This is a genomic window from Kitasatospora sp. NPDC098663, assembly GCF_044760075.1.
Taxonomy (GTDB): domain Bacteria; phylum Actinomycetota; class Actinomycetes; order Streptomycetales; family Streptomycetaceae; genus Kitasatospora.
In genome coordinates, this window is record NZ_JBIWAP010000044.1 from 1 (window position 1) to 24,815 (window position 24,815).

General features: G+C 73.7%; 23 protein-coding genes and 1 riboswitch. Of the genes, 14 read left to right on the forward strand and 9 right to left on the reverse strand.

Going from position 1 to position 24,815, the window contains the following annotated elements:
* Positions 1-121: 121 nt before the first annotated feature.
* Positions 122-1,069, reverse strand: a complete 948-nt coding sequence (locus tag ACIQVZ_RS33845; protein ID WP_350877426.1) for an ROK family protein — start codon at positions 1,067-1,069, stop codon at positions 122-124.
* A gap of 293 nt (positions 1,070-1,362) precedes the next feature.
* Between ACIQVZ_RS33845 and ACIQVZ_RS33850 the strand changes: the two genes are divergently transcribed.
* Positions 1,363-2,643, forward strand: a complete 1,281-nt coding sequence (locus ACIQVZ_RS33850; RefSeq protein WP_350877428.1) for an extracellular solute-binding protein — start codon at positions 1,363-1,365, stop codon at positions 2,641-2,643.
* Positions 2,644-2,709: 66 nt separating this feature from the next.
* Here ACIQVZ_RS33850 and ACIQVZ_RS33855 read toward each other — a convergent pair whose 3' ends face one another.
* Entirely contained in the window at positions 2,710-3,060 is a 351-nt protein-coding gene (locus tag ACIQVZ_RS33855) for a cupin domain-containing protein (RefSeq protein ID WP_350877430.1), read from the reverse strand.
* A gap of 67 nt (positions 3,061-3,127) precedes the next feature.
* Here ACIQVZ_RS33855 and ACIQVZ_RS33860 point away from each other — a divergent pair, with 67 nt between their 5' ends.
* Both ACIQVZ_RS33860 and otsB read left to right on the forward strand, forming a co-directional pair.
* Positions 3,128-3,388: a DUF3263 domain-containing protein gene (locus tag ACIQVZ_RS33860; RefSeq protein ID WP_363584876.1), complete on the forward strand. Its 261-nt coding sequence runs from the start codon at positions 3,128-3,130 to the stop codon at positions 3,386-3,388.
* A 30-nt stretch (positions 3,389-3,418) separates the two neighbouring features.
* On the forward strand, positions 3,419-4,258 hold the full coding sequence (gene otsB / locus ACIQVZ_RS33865; protein WP_402455383.1) for a trehalose-phosphatase: 840 nt from the start codon (positions 3,419-3,421) through the stop codon (positions 4,256-4,258).
* 50 nt (positions 4,259-4,308) lie between these two features.
* On the opposite strand, the gene ACIQVZ_RS33870 is transcribed toward otsB, so the two are convergent.
* Both ACIQVZ_RS33870 and ACIQVZ_RS33875 read right to left on the reverse strand, forming a co-directional pair.
* A complete protein-coding gene (locus ACIQVZ_RS33870; RefSeq protein ID WP_402455386.1) occupies positions 4,309-5,775 on the reverse strand; it encodes a trehalose-6-phosphate synthase in 1,467 nt (488 codons plus the stop codon).
* A 50-nt stretch (positions 5,776-5,825) separates the two neighbouring features.
* Positions 5,826-6,803: a glucosyl-3-phosphoglycerate synthase gene (locus ACIQVZ_RS33875; protein ID WP_402455479.1), complete on the reverse strand. Its 978-nt coding sequence runs from the start codon at positions 6,801-6,803 to the stop codon at positions 5,826-5,828.
* Between the two features lie 171 nt (positions 6,804-6,974).
* Positions 6,975-7,111, forward strand: a riboswitch (SAM riboswitch).
* Positions 7,112-7,128: 17 nt separating this feature from the next.
* Here ACIQVZ_RS33875 and thrC point away from each other — a divergent pair.
* The 8 genes from thrC (at position 7,129) to ACIQVZ_RS33915 (ending at position 14,208) form a co-directional block, all read left to right on the forward strand.
* Positions 7,129-8,409, forward strand: coding sequence for a threonine synthase (thrC, locus tag ACIQVZ_RS33880; protein ID WP_402455389.1), 1,281 nt, complete (start codon positions 7,129-7,131; stop codon positions 8,407-8,409).
* Between the two features lie 40 nt (positions 8,410-8,449).
* Complete coding sequence (locus ACIQVZ_RS33885) at positions 8,450-8,728, forward strand: MoaD/ThiS family protein (RefSeq protein WP_350877443.1); 279 nt, start codon at positions 8,450-8,452, stop codon at positions 8,726-8,728.
* Between the two features lie 589 nt (positions 8,729-9,317).
* Positions 9,318-9,521 (forward strand): cold-shock protein, encoded by a 204-nt coding sequence (locus ACIQVZ_RS33890; protein ID WP_030289665.1) that lies wholly within the window; start codon positions 9,318-9,320, stop codon positions 9,519-9,521.
* Positions 9,522-9,867: 346 nt separating this feature from the next.
* Positions 9,868-11,490, forward strand: coding sequence for a chaperonin GroEL (groL, locus tag ACIQVZ_RS33895; RefSeq protein WP_049652341.1), 1,623 nt, complete (start codon positions 9,868-9,870; stop codon positions 11,488-11,490).
* Between the two features lie 95 nt (positions 11,491-11,585).
* Positions 11,586-11,942, forward strand: a complete 357-nt coding sequence (locus ACIQVZ_RS33900) for a hypothetical protein (RefSeq protein WP_063348227.1) — start codon at positions 11,586-11,588, stop codon at positions 11,940-11,942.
* A 143-nt stretch (positions 11,943-12,085) separates the two neighbouring features.
* The gene (locus ACIQVZ_RS33905) at positions 12,086-12,469 is read left to right on the forward strand and encodes a PadR family transcriptional regulator (RefSeq protein WP_402455393.1); all 384 of its coding nucleotides are present in this window, start codon (positions 12,086-12,088) and stop codon (positions 12,467-12,469) included.
* Positions 12,466-13,464 (forward strand): hypothetical protein, encoded by a 999-nt coding sequence (locus tag ACIQVZ_RS33910; protein ID WP_402455396.1) that lies wholly within the window; start codon positions 12,466-12,468, stop codon positions 13,462-13,464. Before ACIQVZ_RS33905 ends, ACIQVZ_RS33910 begins: the two co-directional genes overlap by 4 nt.
* 57 nt (positions 13,465-13,521) lie before the next feature.
* The gene (locus tag ACIQVZ_RS33915) at positions 13,522-14,208 is read left to right on the forward strand and encodes a copper homeostasis protein CutC (protein ID WP_402455399.1); all 687 of its coding nucleotides are present in this window, start codon (positions 13,522-13,524) and stop codon (positions 14,206-14,208) included.
* Between the two features lie 57 nt (positions 14,209-14,265).
* Here ACIQVZ_RS33915 and ACIQVZ_RS33920 read toward each other — a convergent pair whose 3' ends face one another.
* Complete coding sequence (locus tag ACIQVZ_RS33920; RefSeq protein ID WP_402455482.1) at positions 14,266-16,353, reverse strand: HelD family protein; 2,088 nt, start codon at positions 16,351-16,353, stop codon at positions 14,266-14,268.
* 304 nt (positions 16,354-16,657) lie between these two features.
* Positions 16,658-18,295, reverse strand: a complete 1,638-nt coding sequence (locus ACIQVZ_RS33925) for a DNA repair helicase XPB (RefSeq protein WP_063348223.1) — start codon at positions 18,293-18,295, stop codon at positions 16,658-16,660.
* Between the two features lie 189 nt (positions 18,296-18,484).
* Here ACIQVZ_RS33925 and ACIQVZ_RS33930 point away from each other — a divergent pair, with 189 nt between their 5' ends.
* Positions 18,485-18,736: a hypothetical protein gene (locus tag ACIQVZ_RS33930; RefSeq protein WP_350877453.1), complete on the forward strand. Its 252-nt coding sequence runs from the start codon at positions 18,485-18,487 to the stop codon at positions 18,734-18,736.
* A gap of 20 nt (positions 18,737-18,756) precedes the next feature.
* Here ACIQVZ_RS33930 and ACIQVZ_RS33935 read toward each other — a convergent pair whose 3' ends face one another.
* The gene (locus ACIQVZ_RS33935) at positions 18,757-21,258 is read right to left on the reverse strand and encodes a helicase-associated domain-containing protein (RefSeq protein ID WP_402455403.1); all 2,502 of its coding nucleotides are present in this window, start codon (positions 21,256-21,258) and stop codon (positions 18,757-18,759) included.
* Between the two features lie 352 nt (positions 21,259-21,610).
* On the opposite strand from ACIQVZ_RS33935, the gene ACIQVZ_RS33940 reads away from it, so the two are divergent.
* The gene (locus tag ACIQVZ_RS33940) at positions 21,611-22,486 is read left to right on the forward strand and encodes a hypothetical protein (protein WP_402455405.1); all 876 of its coding nucleotides are present in this window, start codon (positions 21,611-21,613) and stop codon (positions 22,484-22,486) included.
* Here the strand turns inward: ACIQVZ_RS33940 and ACIQVZ_RS33945 are convergent.
* On the reverse strand, positions 22,383-23,117 hold the full coding sequence (locus ACIQVZ_RS33945; RefSeq protein WP_402455408.1) for a TetR/AcrR family transcriptional regulator: 735 nt from the start codon (positions 23,115-23,117) through the stop codon (positions 22,383-22,385). The genes ACIQVZ_RS33940 and ACIQVZ_RS33945 overlap by 104 nt on opposite strands.
* A gap of 102 nt (positions 23,118-23,219) precedes the next feature.
* On the opposite strand from ACIQVZ_RS33945, the gene ACIQVZ_RS33950 reads away from it, so the two are divergent.
* Complete coding sequence (locus ACIQVZ_RS33950; protein ID WP_350877461.1) at positions 23,220-23,870, forward strand: hypothetical protein; 651 nt, start codon at positions 23,220-23,222, stop codon at positions 23,868-23,870.
* 158 nt (positions 23,871-24,028) lie between these two features.
* Here the strand turns inward: ACIQVZ_RS33950 and ACIQVZ_RS33955 are convergent, their stop codons facing one another.
* Positions 24,029-24,634 (reverse strand): TIGR03086 family metal-binding protein, encoded by a 606-nt coding sequence (locus ACIQVZ_RS33955; RefSeq protein WP_402455412.1) that lies wholly within the window; start codon positions 24,632-24,634, stop codon positions 24,029-24,031.
* Positions 24,635-24,815: the final 181 nt, after the last annotated feature.

Here is a 24,815-nt window from a genome sequence, read left to right on the forward strand (position 1 = left end):
CTCTCGCCTCCGAGGCCGGCGATCCGGTCGCCCTCGACGGCCAGGCGGCCGCCCTCGACGACGCCGCCGGGCAGGACCAGCCGGGCGCCGGCCAGTGCGGTACGGTCACGGTCCGCGGTGGTCACGCGGTCACCTCCATGGAGAGCAGATCCCAGGCGAGCAGGCCCGCGCCCAGGGACGCGGCGGTGTCTTTGAGCATGGCGGGTACGACCTTCGGGGGCATCTGGAAGGTCAGGCGTTCGGTGACCGCCGTGCGCAGCGGGCCGAAGAGCGTGTCACCGGCCTCGGCCAGCCCGCCGCCGACGATCACCGTGGACGGGTCGAGCAGGCTCTGGGCGAGCACGATCCCGTCGGCGAGGGCGTCGACGGCGACCTGCCAGACCGCGAGCGCGCGGTCGTCCCCGGCGTCCACCGCGGCGGCGCAGGATGCCGCGTCGGCGTCGGGGTCGCCGCTGGCCGCGGCCCAGGCACGGGACACGGCGGAGGCGGAGGCGAGCGTCTCCAGGCAGCCGCGGGCGCCGCAGCCGCACTGCGGTCCGCCCGGGCGGACCACGACGTGGCCGATCTCGCCGCCGTAGCCGTGCGCGCCGGCCTCGATCCGGCCGCCGATGCCGATGGCACCGGCGATGCCGGTGCCCAGCGCGATGAACAGGAAGCGGTCGACGCCCCGGCCGGCGCCGAGCCGGCCCTCGGCCAGGCCGCCCGAGCGCACGTCGTGGCCGAGTGCGACGGGGATGACGGCGCGGTCGGGCCCGGCCAGGCGCTCGCCCAGGAGCTTGCGCAGCGGGAGGTCCCGCCAGCCGAGGTTGGCCGAGTAGACCGCGATGCCGTTCCTCTCGTCGATCGTGCCGGGGACGGCGACGCCGGCTGCGAGCGGGGCGACGCCGAAGCGGCCCCGGCCCTCGTCCGCCAGGTCGGCGGCGAAGTCGAGGATGGCGGTGACCACGGCGTCCGTGCCATGCTCCCGCCCGGTCGGTCGGCGTGCTTCGAACAGCACGGAGCCGTCCTGGGCGAGCAGCGCGGCCTTCATGCCGGTGCCGCCTACATCGAGTGCGATGACGTGCTTCACGGAGGACAGTTTCCCTTGGTCGGGTAGAAGAGGTCTAGTCCAGTTGTCGGATTGGTCTGGTCCAAAGTAGGTGAGCTTTGTCGCAGATGGGGGCGGTGTGAGCGGCTTTGCGCCGGGAGCCTTCCGTTCACCTTCTGTTGCGCATCGTGCAATGACGTCCGCACTTCGATAACTACTCGGCGGGCTCGCCACAGTGGTGTGGACCACTGCCAGGTGGATTTGGCAGTGTTGCGCCTCCCCCCTCCCGGATTCCCCCGTCCGGTCGCAGTTCTCCCCTGAAGGCGGTACCCGCGTTGAACAGGCGCGCCCACGTTCCCACCCGCGTCCTCGGCACCGCGCTGGCCGGAGCACTGGTACTCACCGCCGTCAGCGCCTGCGGCGGGCAGGACGGCGGGCCGGTGACCCTCAAGCTGGTCGCCGCCGACTACGGGGAGAGCGCCGACACCAGCTCCAAGCTGTACTGGGACGAGATCGCGCGCGGCTTCGAGGCCGCCAACCCCGGCATCAAGGTCGACGTCGAGGTGGACAGCTGGACCGACATCGGCAAGAAGGTCGACGACATGATCGCGGCCGGCAAGTCCCCCGACCTGCTGCAGACCGGCGGTTTCGCCGACCAGGTCGCGGCGGACCGGCTGTACCCGGCCGCCGACGTGCTCTCGATGGACACCCAGGCCAACTTCCTGGACACCTTCGCGCACGCCGGGCAGGTGCTCGGCACCCAGTACGGCATCCCGTTCGTCTCCTCCTCCCGGGTGCTCTTCTACAACAAGGCGGTCTTCCGCCAGGCCGGCATCACCCAGCCGCCGGCCACCTGGAACGAACTGCGCCAGGACGCCGAGAAGATCAAGGCCAAGGTGCCGGGCGTGACCCCGTACGGGCTGCCGCTCGGGCCGGAGGAGGCGCCGGCCGAGTCCATGCTGTGGACGCTGAGCGGCGGCGGCAGCCTCTCCGACGACGTCGGCAACTACACCATCGACAGCACCCAGAACCAGGCCACCTTCAGCTGGCTGAAGAACAACCTGGTGACCACCGGGCTGACCTATCCGGACCCGGGCAAGATGAACCGCACCCCCGTCTTCCAGGACTTCGCGGCCGGGAAGGTCGCGATGCTGAACGGGCACCCGACGCTGCTGCGGATGGCCACCGCCGGGAAGATCGACTTCGGGACGGCGCCGATCCCCAAGAAGGACGGCGTGGGCAAGACCGGCAGCCTCGGCGTCGCGGACTGGATGATGGCGTTCAAGGCCAACGGGCACAAGAACGAGATCAAGAAGTTCCTGTCCTTCGCCTACTCCCGCGAGTTCCAGCTGAAGTTCGACGAGCAGTACAACCTGCTGCCGGTCACCCAGGACGCGTTCAACCAGATGACGTCCGACCCGAAGCACGAGGACCTCAAGCAGTTCGCGGTCGGGCTGACCAACGCCAGCTTCTACCCGTTCGGGGACCCGGCCTGGGGCGACGTCAGCAACCGGATCAAGGCCGGGATCGGGCAGGCCGTCACGGGGGACCCGAAGCAGGCGCTCGCCGGGCTGCAGGACGCGGCGGTCAAGGAGGCGGCCCGGGTCCGCAAGTGAACCCGGGCCGGGGGGCCCTCCAGGGGCGGGGTCGTCAGGGTCGGGCTCGCGTCGGGGTCGGGCCCGTCAGGGGAGCGTGATGGCGTAGGCCTTGCGGAGTGTCTCGTGGACCGTCCAGGTGGTCCGGTCGCCCTCGCGCAGCACGGCGCAGTCGCCCGGGCCGACCTCCAGGGTCGGGCCGCCCTCGACCTCGATGGTGGCCCGGCCGCTGAGTACCACGAACAGCTCGTCGGCCTCCACGTCGGTGACCACGCCCGGGGTGATCTGCCAGATGCCGCGCAGCTGGCGGCCGTCGGGGGACTCGGAGAGGACCCGGCCGGAGACCTCAGGGGTGCCGGAGACGATCTGGGCCGGGTCGAGCGGGTCGGGTTCGAGGTCGGCGGTGGGGATGTGCACGGCGAAGCTGGGCGTGGTCATACCGCCGACGCTAGCCGGGGCGGCCGGGCGCCGGGGGGCGCACAGTGTGTCCGGCTCACGCGGGAGAATGACACTCCGTAGTGATGGCGGAGGTGTCCTGGTGGGCGAGCTGAGTGAGCGGGACGTGGCGGTGCTGGCCCTGGAGGGGCGGCAGTGGCGGACGGCCGGGGCCAAGGAGCGGGCGATCCGGGAGGAGCTGGGGCTCTCCTCCACCCGGTACTACCAGCTGCTGAACGCGCTGCTGGACCGGCCGGAGGCCTTGGCGCACGCCCCGGTCCTGGTGAACCGGCTGCGCCGGATCCGGGAGGCCCGGCGGGCGGCACGGTAGCGGGACGGGGCCTCGGGGTAGGGCTCGGGCATGGGCTTTGACGAGAAGTGGGTACCGGTCACGGCTGCCGGGCGGGACGGCCTGCGGGCGATCCTGGCGGCGCCGGGCGAGGCGGTGATCGCGCTGGACTTCGACGGGACGCTGGCGCCGATCGTGGCGGATCCCGATCGGGCGCGGGCGCATCCGGGGGCGGCGGCCGCGCTGCGGGCGCTGGTGCCGGCGGTGCGGGCCGTGGTGGTGGTGACGGGGCGGCCGGCCGCGCTGGCGGCGGAGTACGGCGGCCTGGACGGGCTGCCCGGGGTCGTGGTGCTGGGGCACTACGGTGCCGAGCGCTGGGAGGGCGGCGAGGTGACCGCGCCGCCGGTGCACCCCGGGGTGGCCGGGGCACGGGCGGCGCTGCCTGGCCTGCTGGCGGCGGCGGGGGCGCCCGAGGGGACGTGGCTGGAGGACAAGGGGCGCTCGCTGGCGGTGCACACCCGGCGCACGGCGGCGCCCGAGGAGGCGCTGGAGCTGCTGCGGGCGCCAATCGGCGAGCTGGCGGCCGGGCACGGGCTGGCGGTGGAGCCCGGGCGGCTGGTGCTGGAGCTGCGGCCGCCGGGGGTGGACAAGGGCGCGGCGCTGACCGGCTTCCTGCGTGAGCGCGGGGCGGCTTCGGTGCTGTACGCGGGGGACGACCTGGGGGACGTGGCGGCCTTCGCGGCGGTGGAGAAGCTGCGCGGCGAGGGGGTGGCGGGGCTGCTGGTGTGCAGCGGCGCGGTGGGGGACGCGCCGGTGCGCGAACTCGCCGACCGGGCGGACCTGGTGGTCCCGGGCCCGGCCGGCGTGGTGGAGCTGCTCGCGGCGCTCGGCGCGGCCGTCGGCGCGGGCTGAGCCGGGCGCCGGCGCGCGGCGCGGACCGGTTCAGCCCGCGCCGAGCCGGTTCACAGCGCGTTGAGCTGGTCGAGGAACCACTGCTGCGGAGGCAGCGCGGTGGCCGCCGCCGCGAGGCGCTTGGTGCGGTCGGCGCGCTCCTCCTCGGGCATGGTGAGGCCGGCGTGCAGGGCGTCGGCGGTGGCGATGACGTCGTACGGGTTGACGGTGAGCGCGTCCTCGGCGAGTTCGGCGTGCGCGCCGGCCTCGCGGGAGAGCACCAGGGCGCAGCCGTGGTCGGACACCACCGGAACCTCCTTGGCGACCAGGTTCATGCCGTCCCGGATCGGGTTGACCAGGGCCACGTCGGCGAGGCGGTAGGCGGCCAGGGAGCGCGGGAAGTCGTCGTCGACGTGCAGGATCAGCGGCTGCCAGGCGGGGGTGGCGAACTCGGCGTCGATGTCCTCGGCGAGCCGTTGGACCTGCGCGGTGTAGGCGCGGTACTCGGCGAGGTCGGTGCGCGAGGGGTAGGCGAAGGCGATGTGCACCACCCGGTCGTGCCATTCGGGGCGGGTGCGCAGCAGGTGCCGGTAGGCCTGGAGGCCGCGGACGATGTTCTTGCTGAGCTCGGTGCGGTCGACCCGGACGATGGTGCGGCGCCCGCCGACGGCCTCGCGGAGGGCGGCGAGGCGTTCGTCGACGTCCGGGCGGTGGGAGCGCTCGCGCAGGAAGTCGGCGTCGGCGCCGAGCGCGTGCACGCCGAGCCGGGTGGTGCGGCCGGCGTGGGTGACGGTCATGGCGTCCCGGTCGACCTCGGCACCGAGCAGGTCGGCGCAGCAGTCGGCGAAGGCCAGCGCCCAGCGGCGGGTCAGGAAACCGGCCCGGTCGGCGCCCAGGATGCCGGTGAGGACGGCCTCGGCGACGTCGTCGGGCAGCAGCCGGAAGTACTCGGGCGGGGCCCACGGGGTGTGCGAGAAGTGGCCGATCCGCAGGTCGGGGCGGGCGGCGCGGAGCAGGGCCGGGGTCAGCGAGAGGTGGTAGTCCTGGACCAGCACGGCGGCCCCGGGGGCGGCCTCGGCGGCCAGCGCCTCGGCGAAGGCGGCGTTGTAGGCGCGGTAGGCGGCCCACTCGGTGCGGAACCCGGCGTCGAAGGCGGGGGCGGTGGGGGTGGCGTAGAGCAGGTGGTGGACGAACCAGAGGGTGGAGTTGGCGACGCCGTTGTAGGCGCGGGCGAAGGTGTCGGGATCGATGTCCAGCATGCGGACGGCCTGGCCGCCCACGTCGTGCCCGGCGAGGTCGAGGCGGCCGTCCGGGGCCCCTCTGGCGGCCTGCCGGTCGGCCGCGCCGAGGGCGGCGCAGACCCAGACGGCGTCGGGGTCGTCGATGGCGGAGAGGCCGGAGACCAGGCCTCCGCCGCCGCGGCGGAGGGTCAGCGTGCCGTCGTCCGCGGTGCCGAACGACACCGGTCCCCGATTGGAGGCCACCAGGACGGGGGCGGTGCCGGTCGCACTCGAACGTTCGGTCGTGAGATCGCCCATGGTTGGTACGTTGCCGGGGCTCCGGAGCGGCAAACCCTTTCGGTGGGTGTTCAGTGTCGGGTCGCGTACTCGGGCACGGTGTGCATGGGCGGGCGTTCCAGGGCGGTCACCGGGTGGGTGTGGGCGGTGAACTCCCGGCTCTGCGGGTCGCGGGTGAACTGGGTCAGCAGCGGGTGGACCAGGTCGGCCGAGGCCTTCAGCCGGTGGGTGCGGTCGAGGCGTTCGAGGGCGGTGCGGTAGATGGTGGCGGCCATCCGGCCGAGGGCCTGGCCGTCCTGGTGCCGGTGGTGCCGGACGCCGACGTCCACCTGGGCCAGGGCGTCCAGCCCGACCGTCTCCAGCGCGTCGACCAGCAGGCCGAGTTCGACGCCGTAGCCGGTGGGGAAGGGGAGCCGTTCGAGCAGCGCGCGGCGGGCCGCGTACTCGCCGCCGAGCGGCTGGACGAAACCGGCGAGTTCCGGCCAGTGCAGGTTGAGCAGTGGGCGGGCGACCAGTTCGGTGACCCGGCCGCCGCCGGCCGGGACCACCGCCCCCTCGGTCTCCAGCGGCCGGTCGTACATGGCCTTGACCAGCTGGATGTCCGGTTCGGTGAGCAGCGGGCCGAGGATGCCGGAGACGAAGGCCGGGTCGAACTCGCGCAGGTCGGCGTCGACGAAGCAGACGATGTCGCCGCGGGTGACCAGCAGCGAGCGCCAGAGCACCTCGCCCTTGCCGGGGACGGCGGGCAGCCGGGGCAGGATCGCGTCGCGGTACTCCACCCGGGCGCCGGCCCGGGCGGCGACGGCGGCGGTGGCGTCGGCCGAGCCGGAGTCGACCACGACGAGTTCGTCGACCAGCGGGAGGCGCTCCATCAGCTCGCGGCGGATGGTGCGGACGATGTCGCCGACGGTGGCCTCCTCGTCCAGCGCGGGCAGCACCACGCTGACGGTGCGGCCGGTCCGGCGCTTGGCCTCCAGCAGGGCGTGCACCGGCCGGTCGACCGCGCTCCACGAGCGGCGGCGCAGCCAGGACGCCGCCTGCGGGAGCAGCGCGGGGGTCGGTTCGGCGGGCACGGGACTCTCCTCGGCGGGGTCGGTGGGACGCGCCATCTCGCGTGGCGGACGATCCCATTCGGGGTTGACGCCTTCGGATACAGTCTTCGTACAGCGGCCGGACCTTTGCACGCCGGGGTCGCCGTTGAGCACCACCACAATTTCACATGCTCATCCAGAGGGACTGAGGGAACGGCCCGTTGACGTCCCGGCAACCTTCTCGCGCGGCTGTCTGTCGACAGGCCCCGGCGGGACAGGTGCCAATTCCGGCCTGTGGCGCGACCGTGCCACGGGGAAGATGAGGAGAGAGGCCTCCGCCATCATGGCTATCGACACTGTCGCACCCGCATCCGTGGACCTCGGCCCCGCCACCGCGCTGTCCTGTCGGGAGTGCGGCACCCGCTTCCCGCTCGGTCCGAGCTTCGCCTGCCTGGAGTGCTTCGGCCCGCTGGAGATCGCGTACGACTTCGGCAGCGAGGGCGCCGAGGAGCTGCGCCGCCGGATCGAGGCCGGCCCGAGCTCGATCTGGCGCTACGCGCCGCTGCTGCCCGTCCCGGCCGACGTCGCCACCAAGCCCAACCTGAACCCCGGCTGGACCCCGCTGGTCAAGGCGGACAACCTGGGCCGCGAGCTGGGCTTCACCGCGCAGCTGCACATCAAGGACGACTCGGGCAACCCGACCCACTCGTTCAAGGACCGCGTGGTGGCCTGCGCCATCGAGGCCGCGCGGGCCTTCGGCTTCACGACGCTCTCCTGCTCCTCCACCGGCAACCTGGCCGGCGCGGTGGGTGCGGCGGCCGCCCGGGCCGGCTTCAAGTCCTGCGTGTTCATCCCGCACGACCTGGAGCAGGGCAAGGTCGTCATGGCCGGGGTGTACGGCGGCGAGCTGGTCGGCATCGAGGGCAACTACGACGACGTGAACCGCTTCTGCTCGGAGCTGATCGGCGACCCGGCCGGCGAGGGCTGGGGCTTCGTCAACGTCAACCTGCGCCCGTACTACGGCGAGGGCTCCAAGACGCTGGCGTACGAGATCTGCGAGCAGCTCGGCTGGCGGCTGCCGGAGCAGATCGTCATCCCGATCGCCTCCGGCTCCCAGCTGACCAAGATCGACAAGGGGCTGCAGGAGCTGATCAGGCTCGGTCTGGTCGAGGACCGGCCGTACAAGGTCTTCGGCGCCCAGGCGGCGGGCTGCTCCCCGGTGTCGGCGGCGTTCAAGGCCGGCCAGGACGTGATCCGCCCGGTCAAGCCGGACACCATCGCCAAGTCGCTGGCGATCGGCAACCCGGCGGACGGCCCGTACGTGCTGGACATCGCCCGGCGCACCGGCGGCGCGATCGAGGACGTCACCGACGCCGAGGTGGTGGACGCGATCCGGCTGCTGGCCCGGACCGAGGGCGTCTTCGCCGAGACCGCGGGCGGGGTGACCGTCGGCGTGCTGAAGAAGCTGGTGGAGACCGGTCAGTTGGACCCGGCCAAGGAGACCGTCGCGATCAACACCGGCGACGGCCTGAAGACCCTGGACGCCGTCGCCGGGTCCGGGATGACCGCCGTGATCCGCCCGACCCTGGCGTCCTTCCACGACGCCGGCCTCGCGTCCGCCTGAACACCCCCCACCCCGCCAGGCCCTGTCCGCTAGGAGAACCATGAGCGCCAACGTCCGTATCCCCACCATCCTGCGCACCTACACCGGCGGCGCCGCCGAGGTGGCCGCCGAGGGCGCCACCCTGGGCGAGGTCATCGCCGACCTGGAGAAGAACCACGCGGGGATCTCCGCCCGCATCCTGGACGACGCCGGCAAGCTGCGCCGCTTCGTCAACGTCTACGTGAACGACGACGACGTGCGCTTCGCCGAGGGCCTGGCGACCGGGATCGCGGACGGCGCCAGCGTCTCGATCATCCCGGCGGTGGCCGGCGGCTGCTGAGCCGCGCCCCGATCCGGGCACCCCGCCCGAGCCGTTCGTCCGACCGGCCGTCCGCGTGTACGGAATTCCGTTCTCCGTACGCACGGGCGGCCGGCCGCATTTCGGCGGGAATATGGCGGGGTCAAGTCGGAGTAGAGTGTGGCTCGGTTGGGAACAGGGCTTCCCCTCATCCTCACCCGCGAATCACCCGCGAATCGCCGGACGGTCGTCCGGCCGCTGAGACCGGTCGGGTGCCTGGGCCGTGAAACATGTCAGGCAGATGTCAGAATTCCCGCGGGGATTTGTAGTAATCCGTCCGCTATGTCCGGCGTGAAATGCCGAATTCCTCCCGCTTTGGCCCGTCCTGCCCCTTGGCGCGGTGCCGGAATTCCCCGCAGCTGACCCTGTTGCAGAGGGCGTCGATCCGGATACATTCAGCCGCGGTCGACGTAATCACCCGCTCACAGGGCGCCGTCAGGCACCCCCGGCGGAGGACTGCGGCGTGCACGGCTGCGCCCAGGGGGGGTTCCCCGGGCCGGCCTTCAAACCAGACCCGGGCCCGCGACCTGCGGGCGCGTGAAGGGCCAGCACAGCACTAGGGGAGTTCGGAATGGCTCAGGGCACCGTCAAGTGGTTCAACGCGGAGAAGGGCTACGGCTTCATCGCGGTCGACGGTGGTGCGGACGTCTTCGTCCACTACAGCGCGATCCAGATGGACGGCTACCGCACCCTCGAGGAGGGCCAGCGGGTCGAGTTCGAGATCTCCCAGGGACAGAAGGGCCCGCAGGCGGACATGGTCCGCGCCGCGGTGTGACCCCCTTCCGACCCCAGGAGCTCGGCGCGGCCCACGGCTGGTGACCACTCGCTTCTCGGCGGGCCCGTACGACACGCGTCGTGCGGGCCCGTCGGCGTTCCCCGGCGGGGAGTTGCGCGGGTCGGCGGGAGCGCCCCGGGCGGCTCGCGGGATCGCGATTGGGCTTGCACTCGACCACCCGGAGTGCTAATCATTGGCGTTAGCACTCACAGCGTGAGAGTGACAGCGGACCGGGTCGGTGAGGCCCCCGGGAGCGGTAGGGGAAAGGACCCCCGCACACCAGGGCCGTCCGTCGCGGGCACCCCTTGGTCCGAGCAGTCGACCGTGTCCCGGAGGACCACTTCTGATGGCCAAGATCATCGCCTTTGATGAGGAAGCTCGCCGCGGCCTTGAGCGTGGCATGAACCAGCTCGCCGACGCAGTGAAGGTCACGCTCGGCCCCAAGGGTCGCAACGTCGTGCTGGAGAAGAAGTGGGGCGCCCCCACGATCACCAACGACGGTGTCTCCATCGCCAAGGAGATCGAGCTCGAGGACCCCTACGAGAAGATCGGCGCGGAGCTCGTCAAGGAGGTCGCCAAGAAGACCGACGACGTCGCGGGTGACGGCACCACCACCGCCACCGTGCTCGCCCAGGCCCTGGTGCGCGAGGGTCTGCGCAACGTCGCCGCCGGCGCCAACCCGATGGCCCTGAAGCGCGGCATCGAGAAGGCCGTCGCCGCCGTCTCCGACCAGCTGCTGGCCCAGGCCAAGGACGTGGAGACCAAGGAGCAGATCGCCTCCACCGCCTCCATCTCGGCCGCCGACACCCAGATCGGCGAGCTCATCGCCGAGGCCATGGACAAGGTCGGCAAGGAAGGCGTCATCACCGTCGAGGAGAGCAACACCTTCGGTCTGGAGCTCGAGCTCACCGAGGGCATGCGCTTCGACAAGGGCTACATCTCCGCCTACTTCGCGACCGACCTGGAGCGCATGGAGGCGACGTTCGAGGACCCGTACATCCTCATCGCCAACTCCAAGATCGGCTCGGTCAAGGACCTGCTGCCGCTGCTGGAGAAGGTCATGCAGAGCGGCAAGCCGCTCGTCATCATCGCCGAGGACGTCGAGGGCGAGGCCCTGTCGACCCTGGTCGTGAACAAGATCCGCGGCACCTTCAAGTCCGTCGCCGTCAAGGCCCCGGGCTTCGGCGACCGCCGCAAGGCCATGCTCGGCGACATCGCCATCCTCACCGGTGGCACCGTGATCTCCGAGGAGGTCGGCCTCAAGCTGGAGAACGCCGGCATCGACCTGCTGGGCACCGCCCGCAAGGTGGTCATCACCAAGGACGAGACCACCATCGTCGACGGTGGCGGTGACAGCGAGCAGGTCGCCGGCCGCGTGAACCAGATCCGCGCCGAGATCGAGAACAGCGACTCGGACTACGACCGCGAGAAGCTCCAGGAGCGCCTCGCCAAGCTGGCCGGCGGCGTGGCCGTCATCAAGGCCGGCGCAGCCACCGAGGTGGAGCTCAAGGAGCGCAAGCACCGCATCGAGGACGCCGTCCGCAACGCGAAGGCCGCCGTCGAGGAGGGCATCGTCGCCGGTGGTGGCGTCGCGCTGCTGCAGGCCGGTGTCGCCTTCGACAAGCTGGAGCTGGAGGGCGACGAGGCCACCGGTGCCAACATCGTCAAGGTCGCGCTGGAGGCCCCGATCAAGCAGATCGCGACCAACGCCGGCCTGGAGGGTGGCGTCGTGGTGGAGAAGGTGCGCAACCTTCCCGCCGGTCACGGCCTGAACGCGGCCACCAACACCTACGTCGACCTGATCGCCGAGGGCATCATCGACCCGGCCAAGGTGACCCGCTCCGCGCTGCAGAACGCCGCCTCCATCGCGGCGCTGTTCCTCACCACCGAGGCCGTCATCGCCGACAAGCCGGAGAAGGCCGCTGCGGCCGCCGGCGGCGGCATGCCGGGCGGTGACATGGACTTCTGATCCTGATCGCACCGATCGGATCGGCTGGTTCCTGATCGTGTGGGCGGTCCCCTTCGGGGGGCCGCCCACGCGGCGTTCTACCGGAGAATGGACAGATGGCTTCCGACGACATCGAGACCGCGCTGCACAACGCGCGGGCGCTGATCCTGGCCGACCTCACCGCGCGGGACGTGGCGGACGCCGCCGTCGTCTCCCTGGTGGAGCAGGCCGTGACGCACCGCCGCTGGTGGCTGGAGCAGTGGCCGGACGGCACCGAGTACGTGCTCGGGCTGGTCGCCCAGGACGTCCAGGACGCGCTGCTGGAGGCGTACGGGCGCTGGCCGCTGTGCACCGCCTGCGCCGCCGACGGGGACCCGCACGCGCTCGGCGTGGAGCCGGAGCTGGGGCCGGAGCCGCACTGGGTGTGCGGCAAGCAGGGCGCGGTGGTCGCGCCGGTGGGGGAGCTCTCCTAGGCGGCTCCTGGCCCGCGCCTGGCCCGCGCCTGGTCCGCTCCCGGCTCGCTCCCGGTCCGCGCCAGGCCCGCTCGTGGTCCGCGTCGTGGACCGGGCGGCGGGGGTACTGGACCTATAGGTAGGTTGACGATATATGTAGTCGTATGACTGAACGCTCGATGCAGGAGCCGACGCTGCTGCTGCTCACCGCTCTGGCGGACGCCCCGAGACACGGCTACGCCCTCATCCAGGAGATCGCCGCCATCTCCGGGGGCCGGGTCAAGATGCGCACCGGCACCCTGTACGGCGCCCTCGACCGGCTGCTCCAGCAGGGGCTGATCGAGGTCGCCGCGGAGGAGGTCGTGGACGGGCGGGCGCGGCGCAGCTACGCGCTGACCAGCGTCGGCCGGGAGGCGCTGGCCTCCGAGGCGGAGCGGCTGCGGGCCGTCGCCACCGAGGCGGAGCGCCGTCTCGCGAACGTCCTGTCGGTGCTGCAGGGCAAGCCGGAGCCGGAGGGGAAGTCGACGATGAGGGGGTTCTTCGCATGACGATGACCACGCCGACGATCGGGACGCCGTCGACCGTGCTGCGGGCGGCGCTGCAGTTCTACCCGCCGCGCTACCGCCGGGAGCGCGGCGAGGAGCTGGCCGCGGTGTTCGCCGACACCACGGCGGAGGCGGGCCGCTCGGCCGTCGCCCGCGAGGCGTTCGACCTGGCCGCGTACGGGCTGCGGGTGCGGCTCGGGCTGACCGGCTCCTCGCTGGCCGGGCGGGTGCTCGCGCTGGCCGCGCCGATGGTCGCCGGGGCGCTGGCCGGTGCGGCGCTGGTGCCGTGGGTGAGCGACGCGGAGCGGGCCGCCCACCGGCTGACCTGGGACACCTCGTACAGCGCGTACGCGCTGACCATCGCGCCGCCGGTGATCGCGCTGCTGCTCGCGGCAGCCGTCGTGATGGGGCGCTGGACGGCGGTGCGGGCCATCTCGCTGGTCCAGGCCGTCTCCGCGCTGTTCGTGCTGGCGCAGGCCGTCGTGCTGCCGCCGGAGTTCGACCTCTGGGGGGTGGGGGACAGCAGCGTGGCCACCATGCCGTTCGTGCTGGGGGCGCTGGTGCTGGCCGCGGCGCCGACGGAGTTGCTGCCCAGGGCCTCCTGGCGTTCCGGCGGGCTGGCGCTGGCCTCGGTCCTCGGGGGCGGGCTGCTGGTGGCGCTCCAGCACTGGGGCGACTCCACCTTCCCGCTGGACATGCAGTGGTTCGCGCTGCTGCTGATCGGGCCGCTGCTGCTGACCTTCACCGCGCTGCGCGGCCGGGTGCTGCCGGCCGCCGTCGGGGTCGCGGTGCTGTCGCTGACGATGTTCGCGGGCCTGTTCAACATCTGGCGCGAGGGCCGCGGGTTCTGGCACGTGCTGCCGATGGCGGCGCCGGTGCTGCTGCTCCTGGTGGCGGCCGCGGTGGCGATGCGCCGGACCGGGGCCGGCGACGGGCCCGGCGGGCGGTTCGGCGGATGGCTCGGCGGGGACTCCGGGAAGGGTCGCAGCCTGGCGTGACCCGGGGGGTGGGGCGAAGTGCTCGCCGGGCCCGGCCGGATGTGGCAACCTACTGATATGTCTAGACCAATTTTCGAAGTCATCGCGCTGACGCCCCAGGACGCCCAGGCTGCCGAGTCGGGCGGCGCCGACCGGCTCGAACTGGTCACCGACATGGCCGCGGACGGGCTCACCCCGTCCGTCGAGGACTTCGCCCGGATCCGGGCCGCCGCCGACATCCCGCTGCGCGTCATGCTCCGGATCCGGGACGGCTTCGCGCCCGGCGACCTGGACGAACTGGCCGCCCGGGCCGCCGCGTTGCGGGCCGAGGGCGCCGACGAGTTCGTCTTCGGCTTCCTCCACGCCGACGGCGCCGTCGACCTGGCCGCCACCGCCGCCGTCGCCGAAGCGGTGGCCGGCTGCCGCTGGACCTTCCACCGGGCGATCGACCACAGCACCGACCGGGCCGCCCTGCGGACCGCCGTCGGCGCGCTGCCCGGGCTGGACACCTTCCTCACCTCGGGCGCGCCCGCCGGCGTCGACGCCGGGTACGAGGTGCTGCTGGCGGAGCTGGCCCGCGCGGGCGAGCCCGGGTACGGGCAGCGGATCCTGATCGGCGGCGGCCTGCGGGCCGAACACCTGAAGGGGCTGCGGGCCGAGGGCTTCGACGGCTTCCACGTCGGCGGCGCGGTGCGGGTCGACGGCTGGCGGACGCCGGTGGACGCGGCCAAGGTCGCCGAGTGGCGGGCCCGGATCGACGCCTGAGCGCGCGCGGAGGGCGGGGGCCGGTCCCGGTGGGGCCGGCCCCCGCTGCTCGGTTCCTCAGCGCAGCTGCGCGGGCAGCGGCTCGCCGTGCAGCACCGTCAGGCCGGAGACGGCACGGGTGAGCGCCACGTACAGCCGCCGCAGGCCGGTCCGCTCGTCCGGCTCGCCCGCGATCACCGCGGCCGGCTCGTCCAGCACCACGTAGTCGTACTCCAGACCCTTGGCCAGCGAGGCCGGTACGAGCGTCAGCCGGGCCTCGGCGCTGGTCTCGGCGCCGGGGGACAGGTACGGCAGGCCGGCCGCGGTCAGCGCCTCGGCGAGCATCGGGATCCGGGCGTCGGCGGCGATCAGCCCGGTCGAGCCCTCGTGCTCCAGCGCCTCGCGGCAGGCCGCCACGACGGCGGGCGCGGCCTCCGCGTCCGGGAGGCGGCGGATCGTCAGCGAGCCGGGGGCGTCGCGGACGGAGGTCGCCGGGGCCAGGCCCGGGGCGATCGCCGGGAGCAGCCGGGAGGCGTACGCGATGACCTCCTCCGGCACCCGGAAGCCCTTGGTCAGCTCCTCGACGTGGGCGTCCGGCTTGCCCAGGTGGCGCAGCGCGTCCGGCCAGCTCGCCGTCGCCCACGGGGTGGTGCCCTGGGCGAGGTCGCCGAGGACGGTCGCCGAGCCGGTCGTGCAGCGGCGGCCGACCGCTCTGTACTGCATCGGGGAGAGGTCCTGCGCCTCGTCCAGCACCACGTGCCCGAGCGAGGGGGTGCGCTGCACCAGGTCCGTCGCCTCGTCGACCAGGACGGCGTCGGCCTGCGTCCAGCGGGCCGTCTTCACCGAGCGGCCCGGCTTGGGCCACAGCACCGCCTGCTGCTCCTCCGGGGTCAGCACGCCCTCCGCGCAGGCGGCCAGGAACTCCGGGTCGGAGAGCAGCCGCAGCACCAGCTTCGCCGGGTCGACGGCCGGCCAGCACTCCTTGGCCACCGCCTTGACCGCGGCGTTGCGGGCCACCGCGTCCTGCACCCGGTCGTCGGGGGCCTCGCCGGACTGTTCCATCTTCAGCAGCACGGTGTGCGCGATCCGCTGCGGCAGGGCGTCCCTGGCGGCGCCGTAGCGCACGTCGCGGCCCTTCAGCTCCTCGATGATCGCGGTGAGTTCGTGCACCTGGACGCGCCAGCGGCGGGAGCCGCGGACCACCACGCAGGGTTCGGTGGGCAGCGTGATGCCCGCGCGTACCGCCCGGCGCAGCACCTCGGCCATCCGGGCGTCGCCCTTCAGCCGGGCGGCCTGCGGGTCGTCCTCGCCGCGCACCTCGACGTGCCCGACCAGCTGCTGCACGGTCGCCTGGTTGACGTCCAGCTCGCCCAGGGCCGGGAGCACCTGCTCGATGTAGGAGAGGAAGGCGTTGTTCGGCCCGATCACCAGCGTGCCCGTCCGGGCGAGGCGCTCGCGGTGCGCGTACAGCAGGTACGCGACGCGGTGCAGGCCCACGGCCGTCTTCCCGGTGCCGGGGGCGCCCTGGACGCAGATGGTGCCCGTCACGTCGGAGCGGACGATCTCGTCCTGCTCGGGCTGGATGGTGGCGACGATGTCGCGCATCGGGCCGACGCGGGGCTTCTCGATCTCGGCGGCGAGCAGGGCGGAGGCGGTGTCCGCCTCCGCCGGGTCGCTCAGGTGCTCGTCCTCGTAGGCGGTGAGCTCACCGCCGGTGTAGCCGAAGCGGCGGCGGCGTTCGACGTCCAGCGGCGCGGTGCGGCTGGCCCGGTAGAACGGCTGGGAGACCGGCGCGCGCCAGTCGATCACCATCGGGTCGCCGTCGGCGTCGTGGACGTGCCGGCGCCCGATGTAGAAGTTCTCGCCCCCTCCGCCTTCGCTCAGCTCCTCGCTGATCGTGTGCAGGTAGTCCAGGCGGCCGAAGAACAGCGGGGTGTGCGAGAGGTCGGCGAGGGCGGCGATCCGGGCCTCGATCTGGTTCTGGAGGACGGCGGCGGACACCCAGGTGCCGGTCACGTCGCGCAGGTCCAGCGACTGGACGTCCTCGCGCATCGCTCGCAGCGCGGACCGGGACGCGGCCAGGTGGTCGCGTTCGCGCTGGAGGGGGTCGGTGGTGGGGGTGGCGGGCACAGCGAACCTTCCCGGCTGCGCCGGAAGCGGGCGCAGCGGATCGATGGAGCTCACGGTGGGTACGGTCGACCGGTTGCCGTGCGGTCGACGCCTCCCCCGGCTGCCTGCGCGACTTCAGCAGGTACCACGGTTCGGGAGGGGGCAGACGGACGATCCTAGACCCGTGCGCCCCGGGGTTCCAGCCCCGCAGGTCCAGGGCCCGCAGGTCCCGGCCCCCGTACGGGCCGCAGGACGTGCGCGGCGGCGGCACCGCCCCGGGCGCCGCCGCGCGCGTGGTCCTCCTCGGGCGCGGCGGTGTCCGGTACCGGGGCGTGTCCTGCCGCACGTCCTGCCGTACGTCCTACAGCACGTCGTCCGCGTCGATGATGCGGTACGCGTAGCCCTGCTCGGCCAGGAAGCGCTGCCGGTGGGCGGCGAAGTCCTGGTCCACGGTGTCCCGGGCGACCACCGAGTAGAAGTGCGCCGAGTGGCCGTCCGCCTTCGGGCGCAGGACGCGGCCCAGGCGCTGGGCCTCCTCCTGGCGGGAGCCGAACGTCCCGGAGACCTGGATGGCCACGGTGGCCTCGGGCAGGTCGATGGAGAAGTTCGCGACCTTGGAGACCACCAGGACGCCGATCTCCTTGTTGCGGAACGCCTCGAACAGCTTCTCGCGCTGGGCGTTGCTGGTCTCGCCCTTGATCACGGGCGCGTCCAGCACCTCACCGAGCTCGTCCAGCTGGTCGATGTACTGGCCGATGACCAGCGTCTGGTCCTTCTCGTGCTTCTTCACCAGCGCCTCCACCACCCGCCGCTTGGTCGCCGTGGTGGCGCAGAAGCGGTAGCGCTCCTCGGGCTCGGCGGTGGCGTAGGCCAGGCGCTCCGAGTCGGTCAGGGTGACCCGCACCTCGCAGCAGTCGGCGGGCGCGATGTAGCCCTGCGCCTCGATCTCCTTCCACGGCGCGTCGAAGCGCTTGGGCCCGATCAGGCTGAACACGTCGCCCTCGCGGCCGTCCTCGCGCACCAGCGTCGCGGTCAGGCCCAGGCGGCGGCGGGCCTGGAGGTCGGCGGTGAACTTGAACACCGGCGCGGGCAGCAGGTGCACCTCGTCGTAGACCACCAGGCCCCAGTTGCGGGCGTCGAACAGCTCCAGGTGCGCGTAGGCGCCCTTCCGCTTGGTGGTCATCACCTGGTAGGTGGCGATGGTGACCGGGCGGATCTCCTTGCGCGTCCCGCTGTACTCGCCGATCTCCTCCTCGGTGAGCGAGGTGCGCTTGACCAGTTCGTGCTTCCACTGGCGGGCCGAGACGGTGTTGGTGACCAGGATCAGCGTCGTCGACTTGGCGTGCGCCATCGCGGCCGCGCCGACCAGCGTCTTGCCGGCGCCGCAGGGCAGCACCACGACGCCCGAGCCGCCGTGCCAGAAGCCCTCGACGGCCTGCGCCTGGTACGGGCGCAGCCGCCAGCCGTCCTCGTCCAGCTCGATCGGGTGCGCCTCGCCGTCCACGTACCCGGCGAAGTCCTCGGCCGGCCAGCCGAGCTTGAGCAGCACCTGCTTGATCTGGCCGCGCTCGGAGGGGTGCACCACCACCGTGTCCGGGTCGACCCGGGCGCCGACCAGCGGGGCGATCTTCTTGGAGCGCAGCACCTCCTCCAGCACCGGCCGGTCGGTGGTGGCGAGCACCAGTCCGTGCGTCGGGTGCTTGAGCAGTTGGAGCCGCCCGTAGCGGCCCATGGTGTCCGCCACGTCCACCAGCAGCGCGTGCGGCACCGGGTAGCGCGAGTACGTCACCAGGGCGTCGACCACCTGCTCGGCGTCGTGCCCCGCGGCCCGCGCGTTCCACAGCCCGAGCGGTGTCACCCGGTACGTGTGCACGTGTTCGGGGGCGCGCTCCAACTCGGCGAACGGCGCGATGACGCGGCGGCACTCGGCGGCCTTGGGGTGATCGATCTCCAGGAGAAGAGTTTTGTCGCTCTGGACGATGAGCGGTCCGTCGTTCACGCGGGGAAGCCCTCCACTGGCTGACAGGCTGGATTGACGCAGACCCTCCAGTGTCGCGCATTCCGCGGCGAACGTGGTCGGGCTCCCTCCGAACGCGAGCGGGCTCCTTGCCTTCGTACGGGCGACCGGGCCCGCGCTCCGGGCCGCGGCGCCGGGTGACCACGGTGCGCATCGCTCGTTGAGCCGGGCATGAAGAAGTCGAAGCGCGTTCTCACCGCTCTCGCCCTGATGGGCACGGCCTTCGCGGCCACCGCCTCGTCCGCCGGCTCCGCGCACGCCCTCGCGGGGATCGGGGAGGGGCCCGGCGGGCTGCTCGCAGCGCCCGGATTCCTGATCGCCGACCAGGTCGGCGGCGGCTCGCTGCCGATCGGACAGGGGGAGATCGGCAGCCTGGCGGACAAGGCCGTCAAGGAGAAGATGAAGGAGTCGCAGGGGCACTGAGCCCGGCCCTGCCGCCGGGGTTACTCGTCGAGCTCCGCGACGCCGGTGATGCGGTGCAGGGCGAAGGTGCGGAGCTCGTCGGCGTGGTGGTCGAAGGCGGTGACGAAGCCGCCTTCGACCTTGACCGGGTCGATGATCCGCTGGCTGGCGATGCCCTCGGCGTTGAGGTAGCCGATCCACATCCGTTCGCCGAGCAGGACGGCGGTCTGCAGGGCCGCGAGGGTCTCGGCGGCGGCGGTGCGGGGCAGCCGGCGCGGGTCGGGGGCGGAGTCCCGGCGGTTGACGGTGGCGGCCCGGTCGCCGGCCCGGATGGCCTTGATGGCGGCGGCGAGCAGGGTGTCGTCGGGGGTCGGCGGGCCGTCCGGGACGGGCGCGGGGGCGGTGCGGGGCGGGGTGCGGTGGCTGTCCTGGCGGGTGATCAGGACGTCGCCCTCGGCGGACTCGGCGGCCGGGGCGTAGCCCATCGTGCGCAGGGCGGCGAGCAGGACGTCCGGGGCGGCTTGGGCGGCGAGGACGGTGGGGGCGAGCAGCCGCAGCCGCAGGTCGGCGGAGCGGCGGTCGGCGAGGACCTCGTTCAGCAGGGACGGGTCGTCGCAGCGCAGGTAGGAGGAGGCGGCGCCGACCCGCAGGATGCCGTGCCGGCGGGCGACGTCGTCGATCAGGTAGGCGAGCGGCTGCGGGACGGGCGTCCGGGAGTGCTGTTCCAGGAAGGCCCGCAGGTCGGCGGCGGTGCGTCCGGCGTCGAGGGCGCGGCGCACGGACACCGGGGTGAAGCGGTAGACGGTGGCGCCGCCCTTGGACTCGATGTCCGCGCACAGCGCGAGGGCCTGGGCGAGCGGGGTGAGCAGCGGGCCGGGGGCGATCGCGGTGAGGTCCGGTTGCAGGATCACGTGGTCGAGCGGCTGCGGCAGCAGCGGGGCGAGCACCTCGGCCGGGTCGGATTCGGCGGTGAGCAGGGCACGGGCGGGGGCGGCGAGGGCGCCGCGGCCGGTGACGCCGAGGAGTTCGGCCTCGGCGAGGGTCCAGGCGGTGAGGTCGTCGCGCAGCTCGTGGCCGTCCGGGCCGGTCGGGCCGCCGCGCAGCGGGCGCTGCCAGCGCAGGGTGGGCAGAAGTTCGGCGGCGGTGGCGGGGGTGCCGGGCGGGAACTCGGCGAGCAGCGCGAGGGTGGCGCGGCGGACGGACGGGGCGAGGGTGCGGTCGAGTTCGGGCCCGAGGGCGGCGCGCGGCTTGCCCTTGCCGTCCGGGGTGCCGGTGAGGGCGGGGACGCGGGTGGCGGCGAGCCAGGCGGCGGCGAGGACGGACCAGCGTTCGGCGGTGTCCCGCTGGAGCCAGCCGTCGTAGGCCGGGGTCGGGGCCCAGCGTTCGTCGGCCTCGCCGTCGGGGGCCAGCAGTCCGGCGGCGTAGGCGAGTTCGAGCCAGAAGGCGGCCTGCTGCTCGGTGGTCTCCAGGGCCTGCGCGGTGCGCTTGAGGTCGCGGACGCCGAGGCCGCCGGCGCGCAGCGTGGGCGGCGGGGTGAGGCCCCAGGTGTCGAGGAGTTCCTCGACGGTCTTGACGGCGGTGTGGGCCTGGCCGGCCGCCGCGCTGTCCACAGCCTGTGGATCGCGCGGGGCGGCGGCCGGGGCGGGCTCGGGCTGGACCGGCTCGACGGCGCGGTGGGTGCGGCCGCCGCGCAGGTGCAGGGCCAGTTCGCGCGGCAGGACGACGCTGCCCGGCCCGCTGGGCAGCAGCAGCCCGCGGGCGAGCAGCCACTCGACGGGGCTCTGCGCGTCCTCGGCGGTGACCGGGCGGGTGGCGTCCGGGACGGTGCCGGTCGGCGGCCCCCAGACCAGCCGCTCCAGCAGCCGCAGCGCGGCCTCGGGGGCGGTGTCGAGCAGCGCCGCGCAGCGGGCGCGGTCGTTCAGCAGGGAGGTGAGCGCGTCGACGGCGGTGACCGGGTCCGGGGTGGCGGGCTGCCCGGCGGAGGCGAGCAGCTGCTGCAGCCGGGCCGGGGACATGCCGACGGTCGCGTCGGAGAGGGTCGGGCCGAGGCCGGTGCGGCCGGGGTTGGCGGCCGTCGGGGCGAGTGCCTCGCGGACGGCGAGGACCAGCCGCAGGCCGTTGTCCGGGCCCCAGAGCAGCGCCCGGTCGCGCAGGGTGGCGATCGCCCGGGGGAGGGCGGCGGCGACGGCGGACCGGTCGGCGGGCGTCAGCGGGGTCGCGCCGGGGTGCGGCTTGACCTTGGCCGGGCCGGTCAGCAGGGTGCGGACGGTGGCCAGGCCGGTGCCGTCCGGGGCGGTGGCCAGGGCCTCGGCGACTTGCAGGGTGAAGCGGTCCAGGCGCTCCAGGGCGCGCAGCGCCGAGGCGCGGGAGGAGAGCCGGGCGGACAGCTGGGTGAGGTCGCCGGGGACGGGGTTGAGCAGGTCGGGGCGGGAGCGGAGCAGGGCGGCGAGCGCGTCGTCGGGGCGGGCGCGCAACTCCTCGGCGAGGGTGCGGGGGCCGGCGGCGGACCTGCCCTGGCGTTGAGGGCCCTGCTGTGTGGTCATTCGACCTAGGTTAGTCGGGCGGGCGGACGGCGGGGTGTCCGTGCGGCGGCCCGTGGTGGACCGGTCCTCAGGACTCGCGCGGGCGGGGGCGGGGTGGGTAGCGTCACGGCCGAGGGTGGTTCGGTGGGCCGGGGTACGGGCGCGAGGCGGGGTGTCGGTGATGACGGACGGCGAGTGGTGGCGCAGGAGCGGGCCGTGGAGCGGCCGTTCGGGGGGCGGGGCGGGGGCCTCTGACGGGTCTGCCGGGTCCGGTGCCGCCGGCGACAGGGGCGGTTCGGGCGGTTCGGGTGCGTCCGGCGCCTCCGGTCAGTCCGGTCCGTCCGGTCCGTCCGGTGCCTCCGACGGGGACAGCGTGTACGACACGGCGGCGCCGGGCGGCGGGACCCCGTCGGTGCCGCTGGACCCGCCCCGGACGCCGCGCACCCCGGGGGCCGGGGCGCCGCCCGTACAGCTGGACAAGCCGCGTCTCGACGGGCCCGAGGACGATCCGGGCGCCATCCCGCCGCCCCAGGTGTACAGCTCCGGCGCGAACGGCTGGGATCTGGTGCTGCTCAACTTCTCGGACGCGCCGCAGGCCCCGCCGAAGCCGATCCCCGAGCAGCGCGCCGGGGACGGGGCGGGTGCGGCGGGTGCGGCGGGCGCGCAGGCTGCCGATTCGGCGGGTGCGGGTGCGGGTGCGGGTGCGGGTGCGGGTGCGGGTGCGGGTGCGGCTGCGGCTTCGGGGAAGGGGACGAAGCTGCGCAAGGCCAAGGGGAGGGTCGCCGCCGCGGGGAAGGCGAAGGCGCAGCCGGCCGCCCCCGCCGGCCAGGCCGGTGCCGGTGCCGGTGCCGGTGCGGGCGAAAGTGCGGGTGCGGGCGCGGGCGTCGGGGCCCGGCGGCCGTCCCTGCTGGTCCTGCTCTCCTGCGGGCTGCTGATCGGCGGCGCCGCCATGAGCTTCTTCCCCGCCATGCTGGTGGGCTGGGCCCTCGGCTACCTGTCCCGCCAACTCTCCGATCTGACACGCAAGTTCGTCATCCTCGGGATCCCGCTGATCACGATGAGCGCGGCCACCCTGCACGCCATGCAGGCCAAGCCGGGCGCCCAGGGCGGCGCGGGCGTGCAGGCCGGTGCGCAGTTCAGCCAGATCAGCTGGTCGGCGGCCCCGGGCGTGCTGCGCCTGTCGGCGGTGCTGTCGGCGGTGGTGCTGCTGCTGTTGAGCCTGCGCCGTCGCCCGCCGCAGCAGGGCTGACGCCCGGGACGAGGGCGGCGAAGCCGGTGCAGAGCAGTCGGATGCTCTGGGTGAACTTCTCGTCCTGGCCGATCCGGGGGATCAACTCGCCCATGACCAGCGGGAACTGCGCGCACAGGTCGGCGTAGAGCTCGGCGCTGACGGGTGGTGGGGCCGGTGGCTGGTTCTGTTCCTGGAGGACGAAGCCGGTGACGTGGCTGAGCAGGATGTCGGCGGCGATGCCGCAGTGGGCGGTGGGCAGGCCGGCGTCGAGGAGGGTGCGCAGCAGGCGTTCCATCAGGGAGAGGCCGCCGGAGCTGAGGACGCCGGGACTCTCGGCGAGGAGCAGTGCGCCGCCGGGGTGTTGCCGGATGCTGTGGCGCAGGGTGGCGGCCTGGGCCTCGACCTGGTCCCGCCAGGTGGCGTCGGGGGGGAGGGCGGCGAGGGCCGCGGTGCCGGTGTCGTAGGCCTGTCGGCAGACGCGGTCGGCCATCAGGGTGAGCAACTCGTCCTTGCCGCGCACGTGGTAGTAGAGGCTGCCGGCGTGGGCGTCGAGGCGGTCGGCGACCTGGCGCATGGACAGGTTGTGGTAGCCGACCTCCGCGAAGACGGCCATGCCCGCATCGACGATGCGCTCCTTGGTGAGCTTCATGGCTCCACCGTACAACGTTTTCCAACACCGTTCGAAAGCTGTGCTAGCTTTGCTCTGCCCGGTTTTCGAACGGTGTTGGAATGTGATGGGGGAGGGGCAGTCATGGGGGCGATCCTGTTCAACGTGACCACGGCCGCGCTGATGGTCATGATGGTCAACTGCGGGCTCGGCGCGGTCGGCCGGGACACGCTGCGGGGGCGGTCGATCCCGTGGGCGGCGGTCGCCCTGACCGCGCTCGCCGTCGGCGGCGTGCTGCTCCAACTGCTCTGGTCCGGCGCCATGGACGCGCTCGACGCCGACCCCGCCAAGTCCGGCTGGTGGCGCGAGTTCACCTCGGTCTTCCTGCAGAACGGCGGCCTCGGCGGCGGCCTGTGGAACCTCGCCACCCTCGCCGCCGTCGCCGCGCTCGCCCAGTGGTACTGGGGCGGCCCGCTCACCCTCGCCTACTTCCTCGCGGGCATCCTGCTGCCCGGCCGGATCGACGACCTGCTCGGCTTCGGCGACGGCCCCAGCACCGACCCCCGCAACTTCGCCGGCAGCTCCGGCGCCACCTACTTCCTCGGCGCCACCCTGGCCCTCGCGTTCCTCGCCCGCACCCGCCTGCCCAAGGAGCGCGCCCTGGCCGTCGGCGTCCCGGTGCTGGGCCTCGCCATGTGGCTCGCCCAGGACAACGGGCACGGCCTGGTGGCGGTCTACGGCTTCGCCCTCGGCGCGGCGGCCTGGGCGGTTCGCGGCCGGCTGGCGCGACGGTAGCCGGGGCCGCGCGGTGTGGAACCCGCTCAGCGGGCGAAGCCCGCCAGCAGCCCCCGCAGCGTCTCGAAGTCGCCCGCCCGCCAGGCCACGCCCGGCTCCGCGCGTCCCGGCGGGCGGCGGGCCGAGGGCCTGACCGACCGACTGTCCGGCTCAGCCGTTCAGGCGCTCCAGCGCGGATCGCGCCCGGAGGTGGCCAGCGCACGGTCCAGTGCCGGGGCGCCGTCCGGCACCGCCACCGGGGCGGCGAAGCCGCCGTACTGGCGGTACAGCTCGGCGTTCTCCTCGACGACCTCCAGCACCAACTGCGCGAGCTCCTCGTCGATCCCGATCGGACCGCCCGTCGCCCGGGCGACGTCCCAGCCGTGCAGGACGAGCTCCGCGATCAGCATCCGGGCGATGCCCGCCGCCGGTGCCGGGGAGCCGCCGAGGTCGACGTCCCCCTCCCAGGCGGCCGGGTCGGCCCAGGCCGCGACGGCCCGGTCCAGCTGAGCCGCGTAGGCGGCGGGCCAGCCGGGGTCGGCGGTGAAGTCGTGGTCGATCAGCGCCTCGGGCAGTTCGGTGCGGCGGGCCCGGTGCTCCAGGCCGTGCGAGGTGTAGAGCACCCAGTGGTTGACGAGCGCGCGGGCGTCGAAGTCCGCGCAGGGTGTCGGGCCGTCCAGCGGGTGGTCGGCCGGGACGCCGTCGGCGATGCGGGCGGCGGCCTCGGCGGCGCAGGCCAGCAGGGGGTGCAGCGGGTGGGTGTCCGGGGTCGGGTGATCGTTCATGCCCCGATCCTGCGCTGGTCGGGGCCGCCTGGTCTTGAAGAAACGCGACGGCCGGCGCTCTGGCCGGGAGCATCGGGCCGGGGCTCGCCGCGGCCCGCCCCGACTGTGGCGAACCCTTCAAAATAGGCAGGCTGCCTGCTAATGTTCAGCAGGCAGCCTGCCTATCTCCGCCGGGATCTCC